The following is a 16,853-nucleotide window of genomic DNA, read 5'->3' on the forward strand; positions in this document are numbered from 1 at the left end:
GAAATCAGGCGGCAGCGCGCAGTGGACGGGCCACGGCCACGCCGTCGGTGTCGAACAGATGGCAGTGCGCCGGGTCCAGGTGCAGCTGCAGGGTCTCGCCATACTGGCTGGCCATGTCGCCACGAATCCGCATGGTCAGCGGCTCGCCGTTGGCGGTGATCACGTGGCAGAAGGTGTCGCTGCCCAGGCGTTCGCCGACATCGGCGGTGACGGTCAGCGTGGTTTGGCCGGGCGAGGCGATTTCCAGATGCTCCGGACGAATGCCCAAGGTCACCGCGCTGCCGACGCTCAGGGTGGCGCCGCTCAATGGCAGGCTGATGGTGGTGCCGGCGTCCAGTTGCACCTCGCAGCCCTGGCCTTCGACCCGGGTGACTTTGCCCTTGAGAAAGCCCATTTTCGGCGTGCCCAGAAAGCCTGCCACAAACAGGTTGGCCGGCTGGTGGTACAGCTCCAGCGGCGAGCCGACCTGTTCAATGCGGCCGCTGTTGAGCACCACCACTTTGTCGGCCAGGGTCATGGCTTCGACCTGGTCGTGGGTCACGTAAATCATGGTCGCCTGCAGCTCTTTATGCAGGCGCGCCAGTTCCAGGCGCATCTGCACGCGCAGGGCGGCGTCGAGGTTGGACAGCGGTTCATCGAACAGGAAGATCTTCGGGTTACGCACAATCGCGCGGCCGATGGCCACACGCTGACGCTGGCCGCCGGACAACTGTTTGGGCTTGCGCTCCAGCAGCGGGCCGAGCTCGAGAATGCGCGCCGCTTCGCTGACCTTGCTTTCCACCAGCTTCTTGTCGACGCCGGCCAGGTCCAGGGCAAACGACATGTTCTTGCGCACGCTCATGTGCGGGTACAGCGCGTAGGTCTGGAACACCATCGCCAGGTCGCGCTTGGCCGGGGTGACTTCGGTGATGTCGCGGCCATCCAGTTCGATGGTGCCTTCGGTGACTTCTTCAAGGCCGGCAATCAGGCGCAGCAGGGTGGATTTGCCGCAGCCCGACGGGCCAACGAACACCACGAATTCCTTGTCGTTCACTTCCAGGTCGATGCCCTTGATGATGGAAAAGCCTTCAAAGCCTTTTTGCAGATTCTTGATTTTCAGGTTGGCCATGGGATGGGCCTCCACTTGGAATTTTTATAAGAAACCGTTACTTGACGGCGCCGAAGGACAACCCGCGCACCAGCTGTTTCTGGCTGATCCAGCCGAAAATCAGGATCGGCGCACAGGCCAGGGTCGACACGGCGGACAATTTGGCCCAGAACAAGCCTTCGGGGCTGGAGTAGGAGGCGATCAGCGCGGTCAGCGGTGCGGCATTCGAGGAGGTCAGGTTCAACGACCAGAACGCCTCGTTCCAGCACAGGATCAGCGACAGCAATACCGTGGAAGCCAGGCCGCCCTTGGCAATCGGCAGCAGCACGCGGACCATTTCCTGCCACAGCGTGGCGCCATCCAGGCGCGCGGCTTCGAGGATGTCCTTGGGGATGTCTTTGAAGTAGGTGTAAACCATCCACACCACAATCGGCAGGTTGATCAGGGTGTAGATGATGATCAGCGCGATGCGCGTGTCCAGCAGGCCAAAGCTCTTGGCCAGCAGGTAGATCGGCATCAGCACGCCCACCGGCGGCAGCATCTTGGTGGACAGCATCCACAGCAGCGTGCCCTTGGTGCGCTGGGTTTCGTAGAACGCCATGGAGTAGGCGGCCGGTACCGAAATCAGCAGGCACAAGGCCGTGGCGCTGAACGAAATCACCACTGAGTTCCAGGCGTAGGCGAAGTAGTTGCTGCGCTCGTTGATGTGCAGGTAATTCTCCAGCGTCGGCGTGAAGATGAACTGCGGCGGGGTGGCGAACGCGTCGATTTCGGTCTTGAAGCTGGTCAGCACCATCCAGAAGATCGGGAAGAAAATCAGGATCGCGATGGCCCAGGCCAGGGTGCCGAGCAACAGGCTTTGCAGGCGGCGGGATTGTTGAAGCGTCATGGCGCGGCCCTCAAGGCTTGTCAGTCAGGTTTTTGCCGATCATCCGCACCAGGATGATCGCCGCGATGTTAGCGATGACCACGGCAATCAAGCCGCCGGCCGAGGCCATGCCCACGTCGAACTGCACCAGCGCCTGGTTGTAGATCAGGTAGGCGAGGTTGGTCGAGGCGTAACCCGGACCACCGTTGGTGGTGGTGAAGATTTCGGCAAACACCGAGAGCAGGAAGATGGTTTCGATCATCACCACCACGGCAATCGGGCGCGCCAGGTGGGGCAGGGTCAGGTGCCAGAAGATCGCGATGGCGCCGGCACCGTCCAGGCGTGCGGCTTCCTTTTGTTCCTGGTCCAGGGACTGCATGGCGGTCATCAGCAGCAGGATGGCGAAGGGCAGCCATTGCCACGACACGATGATGATGATCGACAGCAACGGGTAGTGTGCCAGCCAGTCCACGGGCTCGGCACCGAACAGCTTCCACACGGCGGCGAGAATCCCCGACACCGGGTGAAAAATCAGGTTCTTCCAGATCAGCGCACCGACGGTGGGCATGATGAAGAACGGTGAAATCAACATCACCCGCACCACGCCACGGCCGAAAAACTCACTGGCCTCGAGCAGGGCGCTGATCAACACGCCGAACACCACGCTGATCAACAGCACGCTGCCCACCAGCAGCAAGGTATTGGTGGCGCCGGGCAGGAAGCCCGAATCGGTGATGAAGTAGGTGAAGTTTTCCAGGCCCACGAATTGGTTTTCGCCGGGGTAGAGCAGGTTGTAGCGGATCAGCGAAAAGTACAGGGTCATGCCCAGCGGCACGATCATCCACAGCAGCAGCAAGGCCACCGAGGGGCTGACAAGGAACCAGCCGGGGTTGGCCAGGCGGCTTTTGCGCGGCTTTTCAGGCGCGGCGGTTTGCACTTTGGCAGTGGTGGTATTCATAGGATCAGAACCAGTCAGGTACATGCAAAACTAGAGTCGAAGCGCGGTCAATGTGGGCGCTGGCTTGTGTGGGAGCTGGCTTGCCTGCGATGGCATCAACTCGGTTTAAACACAAAGACCGAGGTGTCTGTATCGCAGGCAAGCCAGCTCCCACATGAAAGCAGCGCCTACATAAAGCCGTTCCCACATTGACAGGGATGAACCCGGCTTATTTGGGATAGCCCGCCCGCTTCATTTCACGCTCGGTGGTGGTCTGCGCGGCGGTCAAGGCTTGATCCACCGTTTGCTGACCGGTCAGCGCGCCCGAGAAGAACTTGCCGACCTGGGTACCAATGGCCTGGAATTCAGGAATGGTCACCAACTGGATGCCGATATACGGCACCGGCTTGAGGGTCGGTTTGGTCGGGTCGGCGACTTTCAGCGATTCCAGCGTTACCTTGGCAAACGGCGCGGCCTTCATGTATTCGTCGCTGTAGGTCGACTTGCGCGTGCCTGGCGGTACGTTGGCAATGCCGTCGGTCTTGGCCACGAGCTGGCTGTATTCCTTGGACGTTGCCCAACTGGTGAAGACCTTGGCCGCGTCCTTGGCTTTGGAGCTGGTGGGAATCGCCAGGCTCCAGGAGTACAGCCACGACGTGCCCTTGTCGGTCGTCTCGTGCGGGGCAAAGGTGAAGCCCACGTGATCGGAGACCTTGCTCTGAGTCTTGTCGGTGACAAACGAGCCGGCCACGCTGGCATCGACCCAAATCGCGCACTTGCCGCTGTTGAACAGCGCCAGGTTTTCGTTGAAACCGTTGCTGGATGCACCCGGCGGGCCGGATTTCTTCATGTTGTCGACGTAGAAGTTCAGCGCGTCCTTCCACTCGGGACCGTTGAATTCGGGTTGCCACTTCTCATCGAACCAGCGCGCGCCGTAGCCGTTGGCCAGGGTCGTGATCAGCGCCATGTTCTCACCCCAACCGGCTTTGCCGCGCAGGCACAGGCCGTACTGCTCTTTGGTCTTGTCGGTGAGTTTGGCCGCGAATTCGCCGATCTGGGTCCAGGTCGGGTGCTCGGGCATGGTCAGCCCGGCGTCCTTGAACAGGTCGGTGCGGTAGTAGGTGATTGAGCTTTCGGCGTAGAACGGCAGGGCGTACAGCGAGCCCTTGACGGACAAACCGTCACGCACTGAAGGGAAAACATCGTCGAGGTCGTAGGATGCCGGCAGATCTTTCATCGGCTCCAGCCAGCCCTTGGCGCCCCAGAGTGCGGCTTCGTACATGCCAATGGTCAACACGTCGAACTGTCCGCCCTGGGTGGCGATGTCGGTGGTCAGGCGTTGGCGCAGCACGTTTTCTTCGAGCACCACCCAGTTCAACTTGATGTCCGGATGCTCGGTCTCGAAGGTCTTCGAGAGTTTTTGCATGCGGATCATGTCGCTGTTGTTGACGGTGGCAATGGTCAGGGTTTGCGCGCCAAAACTGACGGCGCTGAGGGTCATGCATACAGTCATGCAAGAACAGGCAAGCAGCGTTTTTGCTGTGAACTTCATCGCGCACTCCATTTCTGCGCCCAGGGGCTACAGAAGGACAGTTATTGTTGTTGTGTCTTCCTACGAACAGTCAGGAAGAGTGTGCGTTGATTACAGCCTTCAAATGGGGTTATGACAAATCCTTGGGCGCACTTGGACTGATACTTTTTTGCACTCATCAGCCAGGTTGCTGAAACAGTTAAGCCAGGTTTTGTTCCGTCAGCCGCTGCACCGCCAGGCGCCGGTAGTGGGAGGGCGTCATGCCCTTGAGCTGCTGAAAGCGCCGATTGAAGTTGGAGATGTTGTTGAAACCCGACTCGAAGCACACGTCGGTCACGGCTTTATCGCCGTCTGCCAGCAATTCGCAGGACTTGCTGATGCGCAACCGGTTTACGAACTCGATAAACGTGCGCCCCGTGGCCTGTTTGAATACGCGGGAAAAATACGTCGGCTTCATCCCCAGGTATTCCGCGACTTCCTCCAGCGATAACTCGCGGGCGTAGTGGGCGAAAATGTAGTCCACCGCGCGGTTGGTGCGGTCGATGCTGTGCTCATCCGCCAGTTGCGGCGTGGTCACGCCAGACAATAATTGGTAGTGCTCACACGCACTCAGCACTTCCAGCAAGATAAAAAAGTGCCCCAGGCGCGCCATGCCCTGGGCGTCTTCGATGCGCTGCATCAACGTCATGGCCTGGGCGATGGTTTTTTTGCAGCGGAACTCGATGCCGTATTGCGCGCGCTCAAGCAACGGCGCGAGGCTCTTGAGCTCGGTAAAGATCTGACTGCCGCCCTCGAACAGCTCATCGGTAAAGTTGACCAGCATGTCGCGCTTGGGCACGACCTCGTCTTCCTCCACCTGGCTGATCCAGTTGTGGGGCAGGTTGGGGCCGGTGAGGAACAGGCTTTCCGGATAAAAATTGCCGATGTAATCGCCGATAAACACCTTGCCGGAGCTGGCGACAATCAAGTGCAGCTCGTATTCCTTGTGGAAATGCCAGCGCACCAGCGGGCACGGGAAGCCGTGCTGGCGATAGATGATGGACAGACCGTTGTGATCGTCCATCAGCTCGTAGGAAGGGTCGGTGATTCGCGTTGCTCGGGTCATGCTGCCGTCGCTTTATTGTGGTTGCTGCCAGGGATAATGCCCCCTTGCGCGCGACCTCGCCAGCCTCGATGGTTAGACGCTGCGGTTTTTGGCCTCGATCCACTGGGACATGTACTGCGTACTTTTATGCGCATGGTGGCGCAGCATGCTGCCGGTGAAGTTGTCCCGGCGATGGGCCGCGAGCCGGAGGCGGCACTGCTCCAGGCATTGCACCAGCGCCGGGCCGTGCAGGGCCTGGTCGTAGCGGCGGGCAAGCAGGCGGCGGCCATCCTCCTGGGCCTGGGTCCACCGTTCGCGGTCCTGGTACAGCGCCACGGCGGCGGCAGCCAGTGCCGGCGCGCTGTGTTCGATCGCACCCGGCCACGGTTGCTCATCACCCATGCCCTCGGCACCGATGGGCGTGGTGACATTCGGCGTGCCGCAGAGCATTGCGTCCATCAGCTTGCCCTTGATCCCGGCGCCGAAGCGCAGCGGTGCCAGGCAGATACGCGCGGCGCTCATGACTTGCAGGGCGTCTTCGGCCCAGTTCATCACATGAAACCCCTGCGCCGGGTTGTGCAATGCCGTGGCCTTGGGCGGGGTGTAGGAACCGTAGATATGTAACTGCGCGCCTGGTAATTGCTGACGGATCAGCGGCCACAGGCTGCTCTTCATCCATAACACCGCATCCCAGTTGGGCGCATGGCGGAAATTGCCAATGCTCAGGAAGTGCGCGCGGTCCTCGAACGGTGCGAAGGGTTCGGTCGGCGGTTCCAGCATCAACGGGCACCCGTGGAGCAGGGCGGCGGGCACTTTGAACTGTTCGGTGAGCAGGCGGATTTCCACGTCGGAGATCACCAGGCTGATATCACAGCGGTAAATCGCCGCGATTTCGCGCTTGGCCAGGTCGGTGTCGGCCATCCGCCGGAATTCTTCCTTTAACGCTGGATTGAACAGCGCACTGAAGTCATCGCTCTCGGGGTGGGCCTTGAGGTGGTCCTTGAAACGCTGGTGGCGAGCGTCACGCAGGCTTTGCAAATCGGACGTTTCCAGCACGCGCAGGGCGTTGGGGCAGCATTTCTCCACGCGCCAGCCGAATTGCTCTTCCATCATGAAACGGTCGAATACCACGATATCCGGGGCCAGCTCGCGAATAAAATCATCGAAACTGCTGTTATTGAGTTCGATGGCGCATTCGGTGATGCCCAGCGCCGGCAAGTCGGCCTTGTGCTCGCCCACGGTTGCCGGGCTGCTGAACGTGATGTCCCAGCCCTGGTCCAGGAAGCTCTGCAATATCTGCATCATGTGCCCGCCGGCGGCCGAGGAGCGTGGTTCCGGCCAGACATAACCAATGACCAGGACTTTGGTGGCGGGCTGATTCATCAACAACGGATTCCTTGAAGGGCGGGCGAAAAGCGCGCAATTAAACCATAGCCGTTGTTAAGCGGGCGCCCGCATGACAATTTACGCCCGGCCATAGGTAGCTTCGCCCGTTTGTGGTTAACTTCTGCGTCTCGAATTCGTTTCAATAAACCCAGCATAAGGATTCTCTTCATGGCTCAAGTCACCCATCGTGGTAACCCAATCAAGGTTGAAGGCGAGCTGCCGCAAACCGGTACCCAGGCCCCCGATTTCATCCTGACTGCCGGCGACCTGTCGGACGCATCCCTGGCCACATTCGCCGGCAAGCGCAAAGTACTCAACATCTTCCCAAGTGTTGACACCCCAACCTGCGCCACTTCGGTACGCAAGTTCAACGCTCAGGCCAACGACCTGAACAATGCCGTGGTGCTGTGCATTTCCAGCGATCTGCCGTTTGCCCAGGCCCGTTTCTGCGGCACTGAAGGCCTGGAAAACGTGAAGAACCTGTCGGATTTCCGCGACCCGGGCTTCGCCGTTGACTACGGTGTGTCGATTGTCGAAGGCGCGCTGCGCGGCCTGACCGCCCGTGCCGTTGTGGTACTGGACGAAAACAACAACGTGCTGCACAGCGAGTTGGTCAGCGAAATCGGCCAAGAGCCGAACTACGAAGCCGCCCTGGCTGTTTTGAAGTAACTGTTTCAGCGCATTACTGTCTTTTCGCAGTAACACGCTTGATAGATGATTGCGGCCTGGCCTAGTCCAGGCCGTTTTCATTTAGAGTCAGCGGCTTAGCTAAATAGCCCATAAACTAAGGCCAGAAGTTAAAAGTTGTAATCCAAGGTAAATAGCCGGTAAAGGCGCTTTTCTTAATGCGCCTCAGTGCTTATCTTTCAGCCTCCCAAAGTAGAAGCTCTCGCGCCCAATGGTTGATCACTCCATGCAATCCTCCCCCCGCAACTCCCGCCGCTGGCTGTTCGGCCTGCCCGTGCTGCTGGTTATCGCCGTCCTGTGCTGGAAGTTCTGGCCCGGCAGCCACAAGGATGCCGGCGAGAAAAAACCGGCCGGGCATGCCGGCAAGTCGGGGATGATGCGCCCGGGCTTCGGGGGTTCCACCGGCCCGATTCCCGTGCGCGTGGCGCCGGCGGTGCTGGGTGAGTTCCCGGTGTACTACAAGGCATTGGGCACGGTCACCGCGCTCAATACCATTAACGTACGCAGCCGGGTGGGCGGTGAGCTGGTGAAGATTGCCTTTGAAGAAGGGCAGATGGTCAAGGCTGGCGACCTGCTGGCGGAAATCGACCCGCGCAGCTACCAGAATGCCTTGCTGCAGGCCCAGGGCACGCTGTTGCAGAACCAGGCGCAGTTGAAAAACGCCCAGGTTGATGTCCAGCGTTACCGCGACCTGTATGCCCAGGACAGTATCGCCAAGCAGACCCTGGACACCGCCGAAGCGCTGGTCCTGCAATATCAGGGCACGGTCAAGACCAATCAGGGCGCAGTGGACGACGCCAAGCTCAACCTCGAATTCACCAAGATCCGCGCGCCTATCGGTGGCCGTGTGGGCTTGCGCCAGGTCGACGTGGGCAACCTGGTGGCGGCCAACGACACGACCTTCCTGGCGGTGATCACCCAGACGCAGCCGATCAGTGTGGTCTTCACCCTGCCGGAAAACACCCTGGACACCGTCCTTGCCCGTTACCACGCCGGCAACAAGCTGCCGGTGGAGGCCTGGGACCGTGGCGACGCCAAAAAACAGGCCGTGGGTGTGCTGCAAAGCCTGGACAACCAGATCGACGTGACCACCGGTACCCTGAAATTCAAGGGCCGTTTCGATAACAAGGACCAGGCGCTGTTCCCCAACCAGTTCGTCAACGTGCACCTGCTCGCCGACACCCTGCACAACGTGGTGCTGGCGCCGTCTGCCGCGATTCAGTTTGGCAACAACGGCACCTTCGTCTACAAGCTCGACGGCGACAAGAAGGTCAAGGTCCAGCCACTGGTGGTCGGCGATACCGATGGCGACAACACCGTGATCAAGGAAGGCCTGGCGGCCGGCGACCGTGTGGTGATGGAAGGCACCGACCGCTTGAAGGATGGCAGCGAAATCGAAGTGGTCAACGACAGCAGCGATGTGCCGACCACCCCGACCGAGCACCTGCAAGGCAAGCCTGCGGCAAAAGGGGAGACCGGCGCTAACGCCGGCAAGGCGCAAAAGGTCGGTTCATGAACCTGTCGCGGCTGTTTATCCTTCGCCCGGTTGCCACCACGCTGAGCATGCTGGCCATTGTCCTGGCCGGCATCATTTCCTATCGCTTGCTGCCGGTGTCGGCCTTGCCCCAGGTGGATTACCCGACCATCCGGGTGATGACCCTGTACCCCGGCGCCAGCCCCGATGTGATGACCAGCGCCGTCACCGCGCCGCTTGAGCGCCAGTTCGGGCAAATGCCCGGCCTGACCCAAATGGCGTCCACCAGCTCGGGCGGTGCGTCGGTGCTGACCTTGCGTTTCAACCTCGACATCAATATGGATGTCGCCGAGCAACAGGTGCAGGCCGCCATCAACGCCGCGACCAACCTGCTGCCCAAGGATTTGCCGGCACCGCCGGTGTACAACAAGGTCAACCCCGCGGACACCCCGGTGCTGACCCTGGCGATTACCTCCAAGACCATGCTGCTGCCCAAGCTCAACGACTTGGTGGATACGCGCATGGCGCAAAAGATTGCCCAGATCAGTGGCGTCGGCATGGTCAGCATCGCCGGCGGCCAACGCCAGGCCGTGCGCATCAAGGTCAACCCCGAGGCCCTGGCCGCCAATGGCTTGAACCTGTCGGACGTGCGCACGCTGATCGCCGCGTCCAACGTCAACCAGCCTAAAGGCAACTTCGACGGCCCGACGCGGGTGTCAATGCTGGACGCCAACGACCAGTTGGTCTCGCCCCAGCAATACGCCGAATTGATCCTGGCCTACAACAATGGCGCACCCCTGCGCCTCAAGGATGTGGCACAGATCGTCGACGGCGCCGAAAACGAGCGCCTTGCCGCCTGGGCCAACGAAAACCAGGCCGTGCTGCTGAATATCCAGCGCCAGCCGGGCGCCAACGTGATTGAGGTCGTCGACCGTATCAAGGCGTTGCTGCCGAGCATCACCGACAACCTGCCGGCCGGCCTGGACGTGACGGTGCTCACCGACCGTACCCAGACCATCCGCGCCTCGGTCACCGATGTGCAACATGAATTGCTGATCGCCATTGCCTTGGTGGTGATGGTGACGTTTCTGTTTTTACGCCGTGTCAGCGCCACGATCATTCCGTCCATCGCCGTGCCGCTGTCGCTGATCGGCACCTTTGGCGTGATGTACCTGGCGGGCTTCTCCGTCAACAACCTCACGCTGATGGCCCTGACCATCGCCACCGGTTTTGTGGTGGACGATGCCATCGTGATGCTGGAGAACATCTCGCGCTATATCGAGGAGGGCGAGACGCCGCTCAATGCTGCGCTCAAGGGCGCCAAGCAGATCGGCTTCACCCTGATTTCCCTGACCCTGTCGCTGATCGCGGTGTTGATCCCGCTGTTGTTCATGGCTGACGTGGTGGGGCGGCTGTTCCGCGAGTTCGCGATCACCCTGGCGGTGGCGATCCTGATTTCCCTGGTGGTCTCGCTGACGCTGACGCCGATGATGTGCGCGCGGCTGCTCAAGCGCGAACCCAAGGAAGAAGAACAGGGCCGTTTCTACAAGGCCAGCGGCGCCTGGATCGACTGGCTGATCGAAGCCTACGGGCGCAAGTTGCAGTGGGTGCTCAGGCACCAGCCGCTGACCTTGCTGGTGGCCATCGCCACCCTGGGCCTGACGGTGGTGCTGTACCTGGTGGTGCCCAAGGGCTTCTTCCCGGTGCAGGACACCGGGGTCATCCAGGGTATTTCGGAAGCGCCGCAGTCGATTTCGTTTGCCGCGATGAGCCAGCGCCAGCAAGAGCTGGCCAAGGTGATCCTGGCTGATCCAGCGGTGGAAAGCCTGTCGTCCTATATTGGTGTGGATGGCGATAACGCCACCCTCAACAGCGGGCGCCTGTTGATCAACCTCAAGGCGCACGGCCAGCGCGACTTGAGTGCGGCCCAGGTGATCACACGGCTGCAGCCGGAAATCGACAAGCTGGTGGGCATTCGCCTGTTCATGCAGCCGGTGCAGGACCTGACGATCGAAGACCGCGTCAGCCGCACCCAGTACCAATTCAGCATGTCGTCGCCCGACGCCGACCTGCTGGCGCTGTGGAGCGACAAGCTGGTACACGCCCTCAGCCAGTTGCCGGAGCTTACCGACGTCGCCAGCGACCTGCAGGACAAAGGCCTGCAGGTGTTCCTGGTGATCGACCGCGACGCCGCTTCGCGCCTGGGCGTCAGCGTATCGACCATCACCGACGCACTGTACGACGCCTTCGGCCAGCGGCAGATTTCCACCATTTATACGCAGGCCAGCCAGTACCGCGTGGTCTTGCAGGCCCAATCCGGTGAAACCCTCGGCCCGGCGGCGCTGAACCAGATCCACGTGAAGACCGCCGACGGCGGCCAGGTGCGCCTGTCGAGCCTGGCCCACGTGGAGCAGCGCCAGGCGCAGTTGGCGATCGCGCACATCGGCCAGTTCCCGGCGGTGATGATGTCGTTCAACCTGGCCCCCGGCGTCGCGCTGGGCAAAGGTGTGGAGCTGATCAACCAGACCCAGAAAGACATTGGCATGCCAGTGGGGGTGCAGACCCAGTTCCAGGGCGCGGCCCAGGCCTTCGAAGCGTCGCTGTCGAGCACCTTGCTGCTGATCCTGGCGGCGGTGGTCACCATGTACATCGTGCTGGGCGTGCTCTACGAGAGCTACATCCACCCGATCACTATCCTCTCGACCTTGCCGTCGGCAGCGGTGGGGGCCTTGCTGGCATTGCTGCTCAGCGGCAATGACCTGGGCATGATCGCGATCATCGGCATCATCCTGCTGATCGGTATCGTGAAAAAGAACGCGATCATGATGATCGACTTCGCCCTCGACGCCGAGCGTAACCAGGGCCTGGACCCGCAGACCGCGATCTACCAGGCGGCGCTGCTGCGTTTCAGGCCGATCCTGATGACCACCCTGGCCGCCCTGTTCGGTGCGGTGCCGTTGATGCTCGCCACCGGCTCCGGCGCCGAGCTGCGCCAGCCCCTGGGCCTGGTGATGGTCGGCGGCTTGCTGGTGAGCCAGGTATTGACCCTGTTCACCACGCCGGTGATCTACCTGTACTTCGACCGCCTTGGCCGCCGCTGGCGCAAAGAGCCGCAAAGCCTGGAGCCGGTTGAGTCATGAACCTGTCCGGACCGTTCATTCGCCGGCCGGTAGCGACCATGCTGCTGAGCCTGGCGATCATGTTGCTCGGCGGCGTCAGCTTCAACTTGCTGCCGGTGTCGCCGTTGCCGCAGATCGACTTCCCGGTGATCGTGGTCTCGGCCAGTTTGCCCGGGGCCAGCCCCGAGGTGATGGCGTCCACCGTCGCCACGCCGCTGGAGCGCTCGTTCGGCGCGATTGCCGGCATCACCACCATGAGCAGTTCGTCGAGCCAGGGCTCGACGCGGGTAATCCTCGCCTTTGACTCCGACCGGGATATCAACGGCGCGGCGCGCGAAGTGCAGGCGGCCATCAACGCCTCGCGCAACCTGCTGCCCAGCGGTATGCGCAGCATGCCGACCTACAAGAAGATCAACCCGTCCCAGGCGCCGATCATGGTGCTGTCGCTGACCTCCGACGTGCTGCAAAAGGGCGAGTTGTACGACCTGGCCTCGACCATTCTTTCGCAAAGCCTGTCGCAGGTGCCGGGTGTGGGTGAAGTGCAGATCGGCGGCAGCTCCCTGCCGGCGGTGCGCATCGAGCTGGAACCCAAGGCCCTCGACCAGTACGGCGTGGCCCTGGATGACGTGCGCAACACCATCGCCAATGCCAACCAGCGCCGGCCCAAGGGCTCGCTGGAAGACAGCGAGCGCAACTGGCAGATCCAGGCCAACGACCAACTGGAAAAGGCCAAGGATTACGAGCCGCTGCTGATTCGCTACCAGAACGGCGCGGCCTTGCGCCTGGGCGACGTGGCAAAAATCAGCGACGGCGTTGAAGACCGCTACAACAGCGGCTTTTTCAACAATGATTCGGCGGTGCTGCTGGTGATCAACCGCCAGTCCGGCGCCAACATCATCGAGACGGTTCGGCAGATCAAGGCCCAGCTGCCGGCGTTGCAGGCGGTGTTGCCGTCCAGCGTCAAGCTCAACCTGGCCATGGACCGTTCCCCGGTGATCACCGCGACCCTGCATGAAGCCGAGATGACCTTGCTGATTGCCGTGGCCCTGGTGGTGCTGGTGGTGTACCTGTTCCTGGGCAATTTCCGTGCTTCGTTGATCCCGACCCTGGCGGTGCCGGTGTCGTTGGTGGGCACCTTTGCGGTGATGTACCTGTTCGGCTTCTCGCTGAACAACTTCTCGCTGATGGCGCTGATTCTGGCCACGGGCCTGGTGGTGGACGATGCCATCGTGGTGCTGGAGAACATTTCCCGGCACATCGACGACGGCGTGCCGCCGATGAAGGCGGCGTATCTGGGCGCGCAGGAAGTCGGCTTCACCTTGTTGTCGATGAACGTGTCGCTGGTGGCGGTGTTCCTGTCCATCCTGTTTATGGGCGGTATCGTCACCAACCTGTTCCGTGAGTTCTCCATCACCTTGTCGGCGGCGATCATCGTCTCGCTGATCGTCTCGCTGACCTTGACCCCGATGCTCTGCGCGCGTTGGCTCAAACCGCACATCAAAGGGCATATGAGCGGTTTGCAGCGCTGGAGCCACAGGATCAACGAGCGCATGGTGGCGGTGTATGCCACCAGCCTGGACTGGGTACTGCGTCACCGACGCCTGACCCTGCTGAGCCTGTTGCTTACCGTGGGCGTGAACATCGCGCTGTACGTGGTGGTGCCGAAAACCTTTATGCCGCAGCAGGACACCGGTCAGTTGATCGGCTTTGTGCGCGGCGACGACGGGCTGTCGTTCAACGTGATGCAGCCGAAGATGGAGACCTTTCGCAAGGCGGTCCTCAAGGACCCGGCAGTGCTCAGCGTGGCCGGCTTTATCGGCGGCAACAACGGCACCAACAACGCGGTGATGCTGGTGCGCCTCAAGCCTATCGCCGAGCGCAAGATCTCGGCCCAGGCGGTGATCGAGCGTATTCGCAAGGAAGTACCGCTGGTGCCGGGCGGGCGCTTGTTCCTGATGGCCGACCAGGACCTGCAATTTGGCGGCAGTCGCGACCAGACCAGCGCGCAGTATTCCTACATCCTGCAAAGTGGTGACCTGGCCGCGTTGCGCCTGTGGTACCCGAAAGTGGTCGCCGCGTTGCGAGAGCTGCCGGAGCTGACCGCCATCGACGCCCGTGAAGGCCGTGGAGCAGCGCAGGTAACGCTGGTGGTCGACCGTGACCAGGCCAAGCGCTTGGGCATCGACATGAGCATGGTCACGGCGGTGCTGAACAATGCCTACAGCCAACGGCAGATTTCCACCATCTACGACAGCCTCAACCAGTACCAGGTGGTGATGGAGGTCAACCCGAAATACGCCCAGGACCCGATCACCCTGAACCAGATGCAGGTGATCACCTCCACCGGTGCGCGGGTGCCGTTATCGACCATTGCCCATTACGAGAACAGCCTGGCCGACGACCGGGTCAGCCATGAAGGCCAGTTCGCCTCGGAAAACATCGCGTTTGATATGTCGCCCGGGGTAACGGTGGAGCAGGGCACGGCCGCCATCGAGCGCGCGATTGCCAAGGTCGGCCTGCCCGAAGACGTGATCGCCAAGATGGCCGGCACCGCCGACGCGTTTGCGGCGACCCAGAAGGGCCAGCCGTTCATGATCCTCGGCGCGCTGGTGGCGGTTTATCTGGTGTTGGGCATTCTGTATGAAAGCTACATTCACCCGCTCACCATCCTCTCGACCTTGCCGTCGGCCGGTGTCGGCGCGTTGCTCTCGATCTACTTGCTGGGCGGCGAGTTCAGCCTGATCTCATTGCTGGGGTTGTTCCTGTTGATCGGGGTGGTGAAGAAGAACGCGATCCTGATGATCGACCTGGCCCTGCAGTTGGAGCGCCATGACGGCATGAGCCCGTTGGAATCGATCCGCAGTGCCTGCCTGTTGCGCCTGCGCCCGATCCTGATGACCACGCTGGCCGCCATCCTCGGCGCCTTGCCATTGCTGCTCGGCTCCGGCGATGGCGCGGAAATGCGCCAGCCGCTGGGCCTGACGATTATCGGCGGCCTGGTGTTCAGCCAGATCCTGACCCTTTACACCACCCCGGTGGTTTACCTCTATCTTGACCGCGCGCGCCATCGCTTCAACGCCTGGCGCGGCGTGCGTACCGATGCTGCCTTGGACACTGCGCTATGAGCGATTCAACCTTGACCCAATTGGCCATGAGCATGCCCCGTGGTTTGCGCGTTGCCAGCCTCCTGCTGTGCGGCGCATTGCTCAGCGCTTGCGCCATCGGGCCTGACTACAAACGCCCGGATGTCATCGAGCCGGTGCAGTTCAAAGAAGCCCAGGGCTGGAGCCAGGCCACGCCCAGCGATTCGCTGGCGCGGGGCGCCTGGTGGGAGCTGTACGGCGACCGCCAGCTGAATGACCTGGTGACGCGCCTGAACAACGCCAACCAGACCGTGGCCCAGGCCGAAGCGCGTTTCCGTCAGGCCCAGGCCCAGGTGCGCAGCGCGCGCGGTGCGTTCTTTCCAACGGTGGACCTGAGTGCCGGAAAAACCCGCGCGAGCCAGGGCACCGGCAGCAGTAACGCCAGCCTGAGCAGTTCCAGCAGCGGTATCCGCGACACCCTCAACGCGCAACTGGGCGTGAGTTGGGAAGCAGATGTGTGGGGCAAATTGCGTCGCGGTCTGGAAGCTAATGAAGCCACGGCCGAGGCCAGCTCGGCGGATTTGGCGGCGATGCGCTTGAGCCAGCAATCGGAGCTGGTGCAGGACTACTTGCAACTGCGTGTCATGGATGAACAGACGCGGTTGTTGCAAGCCACGCTGGACACGTATCAGCGTTCGCTGCAAATGACCGAAAACCAATACCGCGCCGGTGTGTCCGGCAAGGATGCGATCGCTCAGGCGCAAACTCAGCTCAAGACCACCCAGGCCAGCCTGATCGACTTGATCTGGCAGCGGGCCCAGTTGGAAAACGCCATCGCGGTGTTGATCGGCGAGGCACCGGCCAACTTCAACCTGGCGGTGAGCAAAGATATTCCAGCGTTGCCGCAGATTCCCGTGAGCCTGCCGTCGCAACTGTTGGAGCGCCGTCCGGACATTGCCTCGGCTGAGCGCGCGGTGATCGCTGCAAACGCAAATATCGGTGTGGCCAAGGCGGCTTATTATCCGGATTTGACCTTGAGTCTGGCGGGCGGCTATTCCAGCAGCACCTACGCCGACTGGATCAGCTTGCCGAACCGCTTTTGGTCGGTGGGGCCGAAGTTGGCGATGACGTTGTTCGACGGTGGGCAGCGTTCGGCGGAGGTTGATCGCAGCGTGGCCTCGTATGACGAGACGGTAGCCAAGTATCGCCAGACGGTGCTGGATGGTTTTCGCGAGGTGGAAAACTACATGGTGCAGTTGAAGGTGCTGGAGGACGAGGCGGTCGTCAGCAATGAAGCGCTGGAAGCTGCGCGCGAATCGCTGCGGTTGACGCAGAATCAGTACAAGGCCGGGTTGATTGCGTATCTGGATGTCGTCACGGTGCAGGCTACGGCCCTGAGCAATGAGCGGACTGTACTGACGTTGTTGCAGACGCGGTTGGTGGCCAGTGTGCAGTTGATTGCGGCGCTGGGCGGTGGATGGGATGGGCAGGTAGCGTTCAAGGAGTGATTGAGCAACTGTCCGTTGCTGCCATCTGCAGGTGGGAGGCGGCAAGCCCCTCCCGGAGCCGAAGACGTCGATACAGACGCAACTTCAAC

11 protein-coding genes are annotated in these 16,853 nt (G+C 61.5%); 5 read left to right on the forward strand and 6 right to left on the reverse strand.

Features of this window, described 5'->3' with window-relative positions:
* Window positions 1-4: 4 nt before the first annotated feature.
* The 6 genes from AC19YS_RS14040 to AC19YS_RS14065 all read right to left on the reverse strand — a co-directional run bounded on the left by AC19YS_RS14040 (window position 5) and on the right by AC19YS_RS14065 (window position 6,890).
* Window positions 5-1,108 (reverse strand): ABC transporter ATP-binding protein, encoded by a 1,104-nt coding sequence (locus AC19YS_RS14040; protein WP_179607644.1) that lies wholly within the window; start codon window positions 1,106-1,108, stop codon window positions 5-7.
* Between the two features lie 37 nt (window positions 1,109-1,145).
* Window positions 1,146-1,976: a carbohydrate ABC transporter permease gene (locus AC19YS_RS14045; RefSeq protein WP_016968929.1), complete on the reverse strand. Its 831-nt coding sequence runs from the start codon at window positions 1,974-1,976 to the stop codon at window positions 1,146-1,148.
* A 10-nt stretch (window positions 1,977-1,986) separates the two neighbouring features.
* Window positions 1,987-2,913 (reverse strand): carbohydrate ABC transporter permease, encoded by a 927-nt coding sequence (locus AC19YS_RS14050; protein ID WP_106577881.1) that lies wholly within the window; start codon window positions 2,911-2,913, stop codon window positions 1,987-1,989.
* A 208-nt stretch (window positions 2,914-3,121) separates the two neighbouring features.
* Window positions 3,122-4,405 carry an ABC transporter substrate-binding protein gene (locus AC19YS_RS14055; protein ID WP_371924143.1) on the reverse strand — a complete coding sequence of 428 codons (1,284 nt, stop codon included), beginning with the start codon at window positions 4,403-4,405 and terminating at the stop codon, window positions 3,122-3,124.
* Window positions 4,406-4,622: 217 nt separating this feature from the next.
* Window positions 4,623-5,528, reverse strand: a complete 906-nt coding sequence (locus tag AC19YS_RS14060; protein WP_106577883.1) for an AraC family transcriptional regulator — start codon at window positions 5,526-5,528, stop codon at window positions 4,623-4,625.
* A 72-nt stretch (window positions 5,529-5,600) separates the two neighbouring features.
* Window positions 5,601-6,890, reverse strand: a complete 1,290-nt coding sequence (locus AC19YS_RS14065) for a glycosyltransferase (RefSeq protein WP_200624834.1) — start codon at window positions 6,888-6,890, stop codon at window positions 5,601-5,603.
* A gap of 171 nt (window positions 6,891-7,061) precedes the next feature.
* Here AC19YS_RS14065 and tpx point away from each other — a divergent pair, with 171 nt between their 5' ends.
* The 5 genes from tpx (at window position 7,062) to AC19YS_RS14090 (ending at window position 16,764) form a co-directional block, all read left to right on the forward strand.
* A complete protein-coding gene (tpx, locus tag AC19YS_RS14070) occupies window positions 7,062-7,562 on the forward strand; it encodes a thiol peroxidase (protein ID WP_200624835.1) in 501 nt (166 codons plus the stop codon).
* A gap of 229 nt (window positions 7,563-7,791) precedes the next feature.
* Complete coding sequence (locus AC19YS_RS14075) at window positions 7,792-9,096, forward strand: MdtA/MuxA family multidrug efflux RND transporter periplasmic adaptor subunit (RefSeq protein ID WP_200624836.1); 1,305 nt, start codon at window positions 7,792-7,794, stop codon at window positions 9,094-9,096.
* A complete protein-coding gene (locus AC19YS_RS14080; protein WP_106577887.1) occupies window positions 9,093-12,194 on the forward strand; it encodes an MdtB/MuxB family multidrug efflux RND transporter permease subunit in 3,102 nt (1,033 codons plus the stop codon). The genes AC19YS_RS14075 and AC19YS_RS14080 overlap by 4 nt, the downstream gene beginning before the upstream one ends.
* Window positions 12,191-15,298 carry an efflux RND transporter permease subunit gene (locus tag AC19YS_RS14085; protein ID WP_119741899.1) on the forward strand — a complete coding sequence of 1,036 codons (3,108 nt, stop codon included), beginning with the start codon at window positions 12,191-12,193 and terminating at the stop codon, window positions 15,296-15,298. Before AC19YS_RS14080 ends, AC19YS_RS14085 begins: the two co-directional genes overlap by 4 nt.
* A complete protein-coding gene (locus tag AC19YS_RS14090) occupies window positions 15,295-16,764 on the forward strand; it encodes an efflux transporter outer membrane subunit (protein ID WP_106577889.1) in 1,470 nt (489 codons plus the stop codon). Before AC19YS_RS14085 ends, AC19YS_RS14090 begins: the two co-directional genes overlap by 4 nt.
* Window positions 16,765-16,853 lie beyond the last annotated feature (89 nt).

It is taken from the genome of Pseudomonas sp. MF08831, from assembly GCF_059862645.1.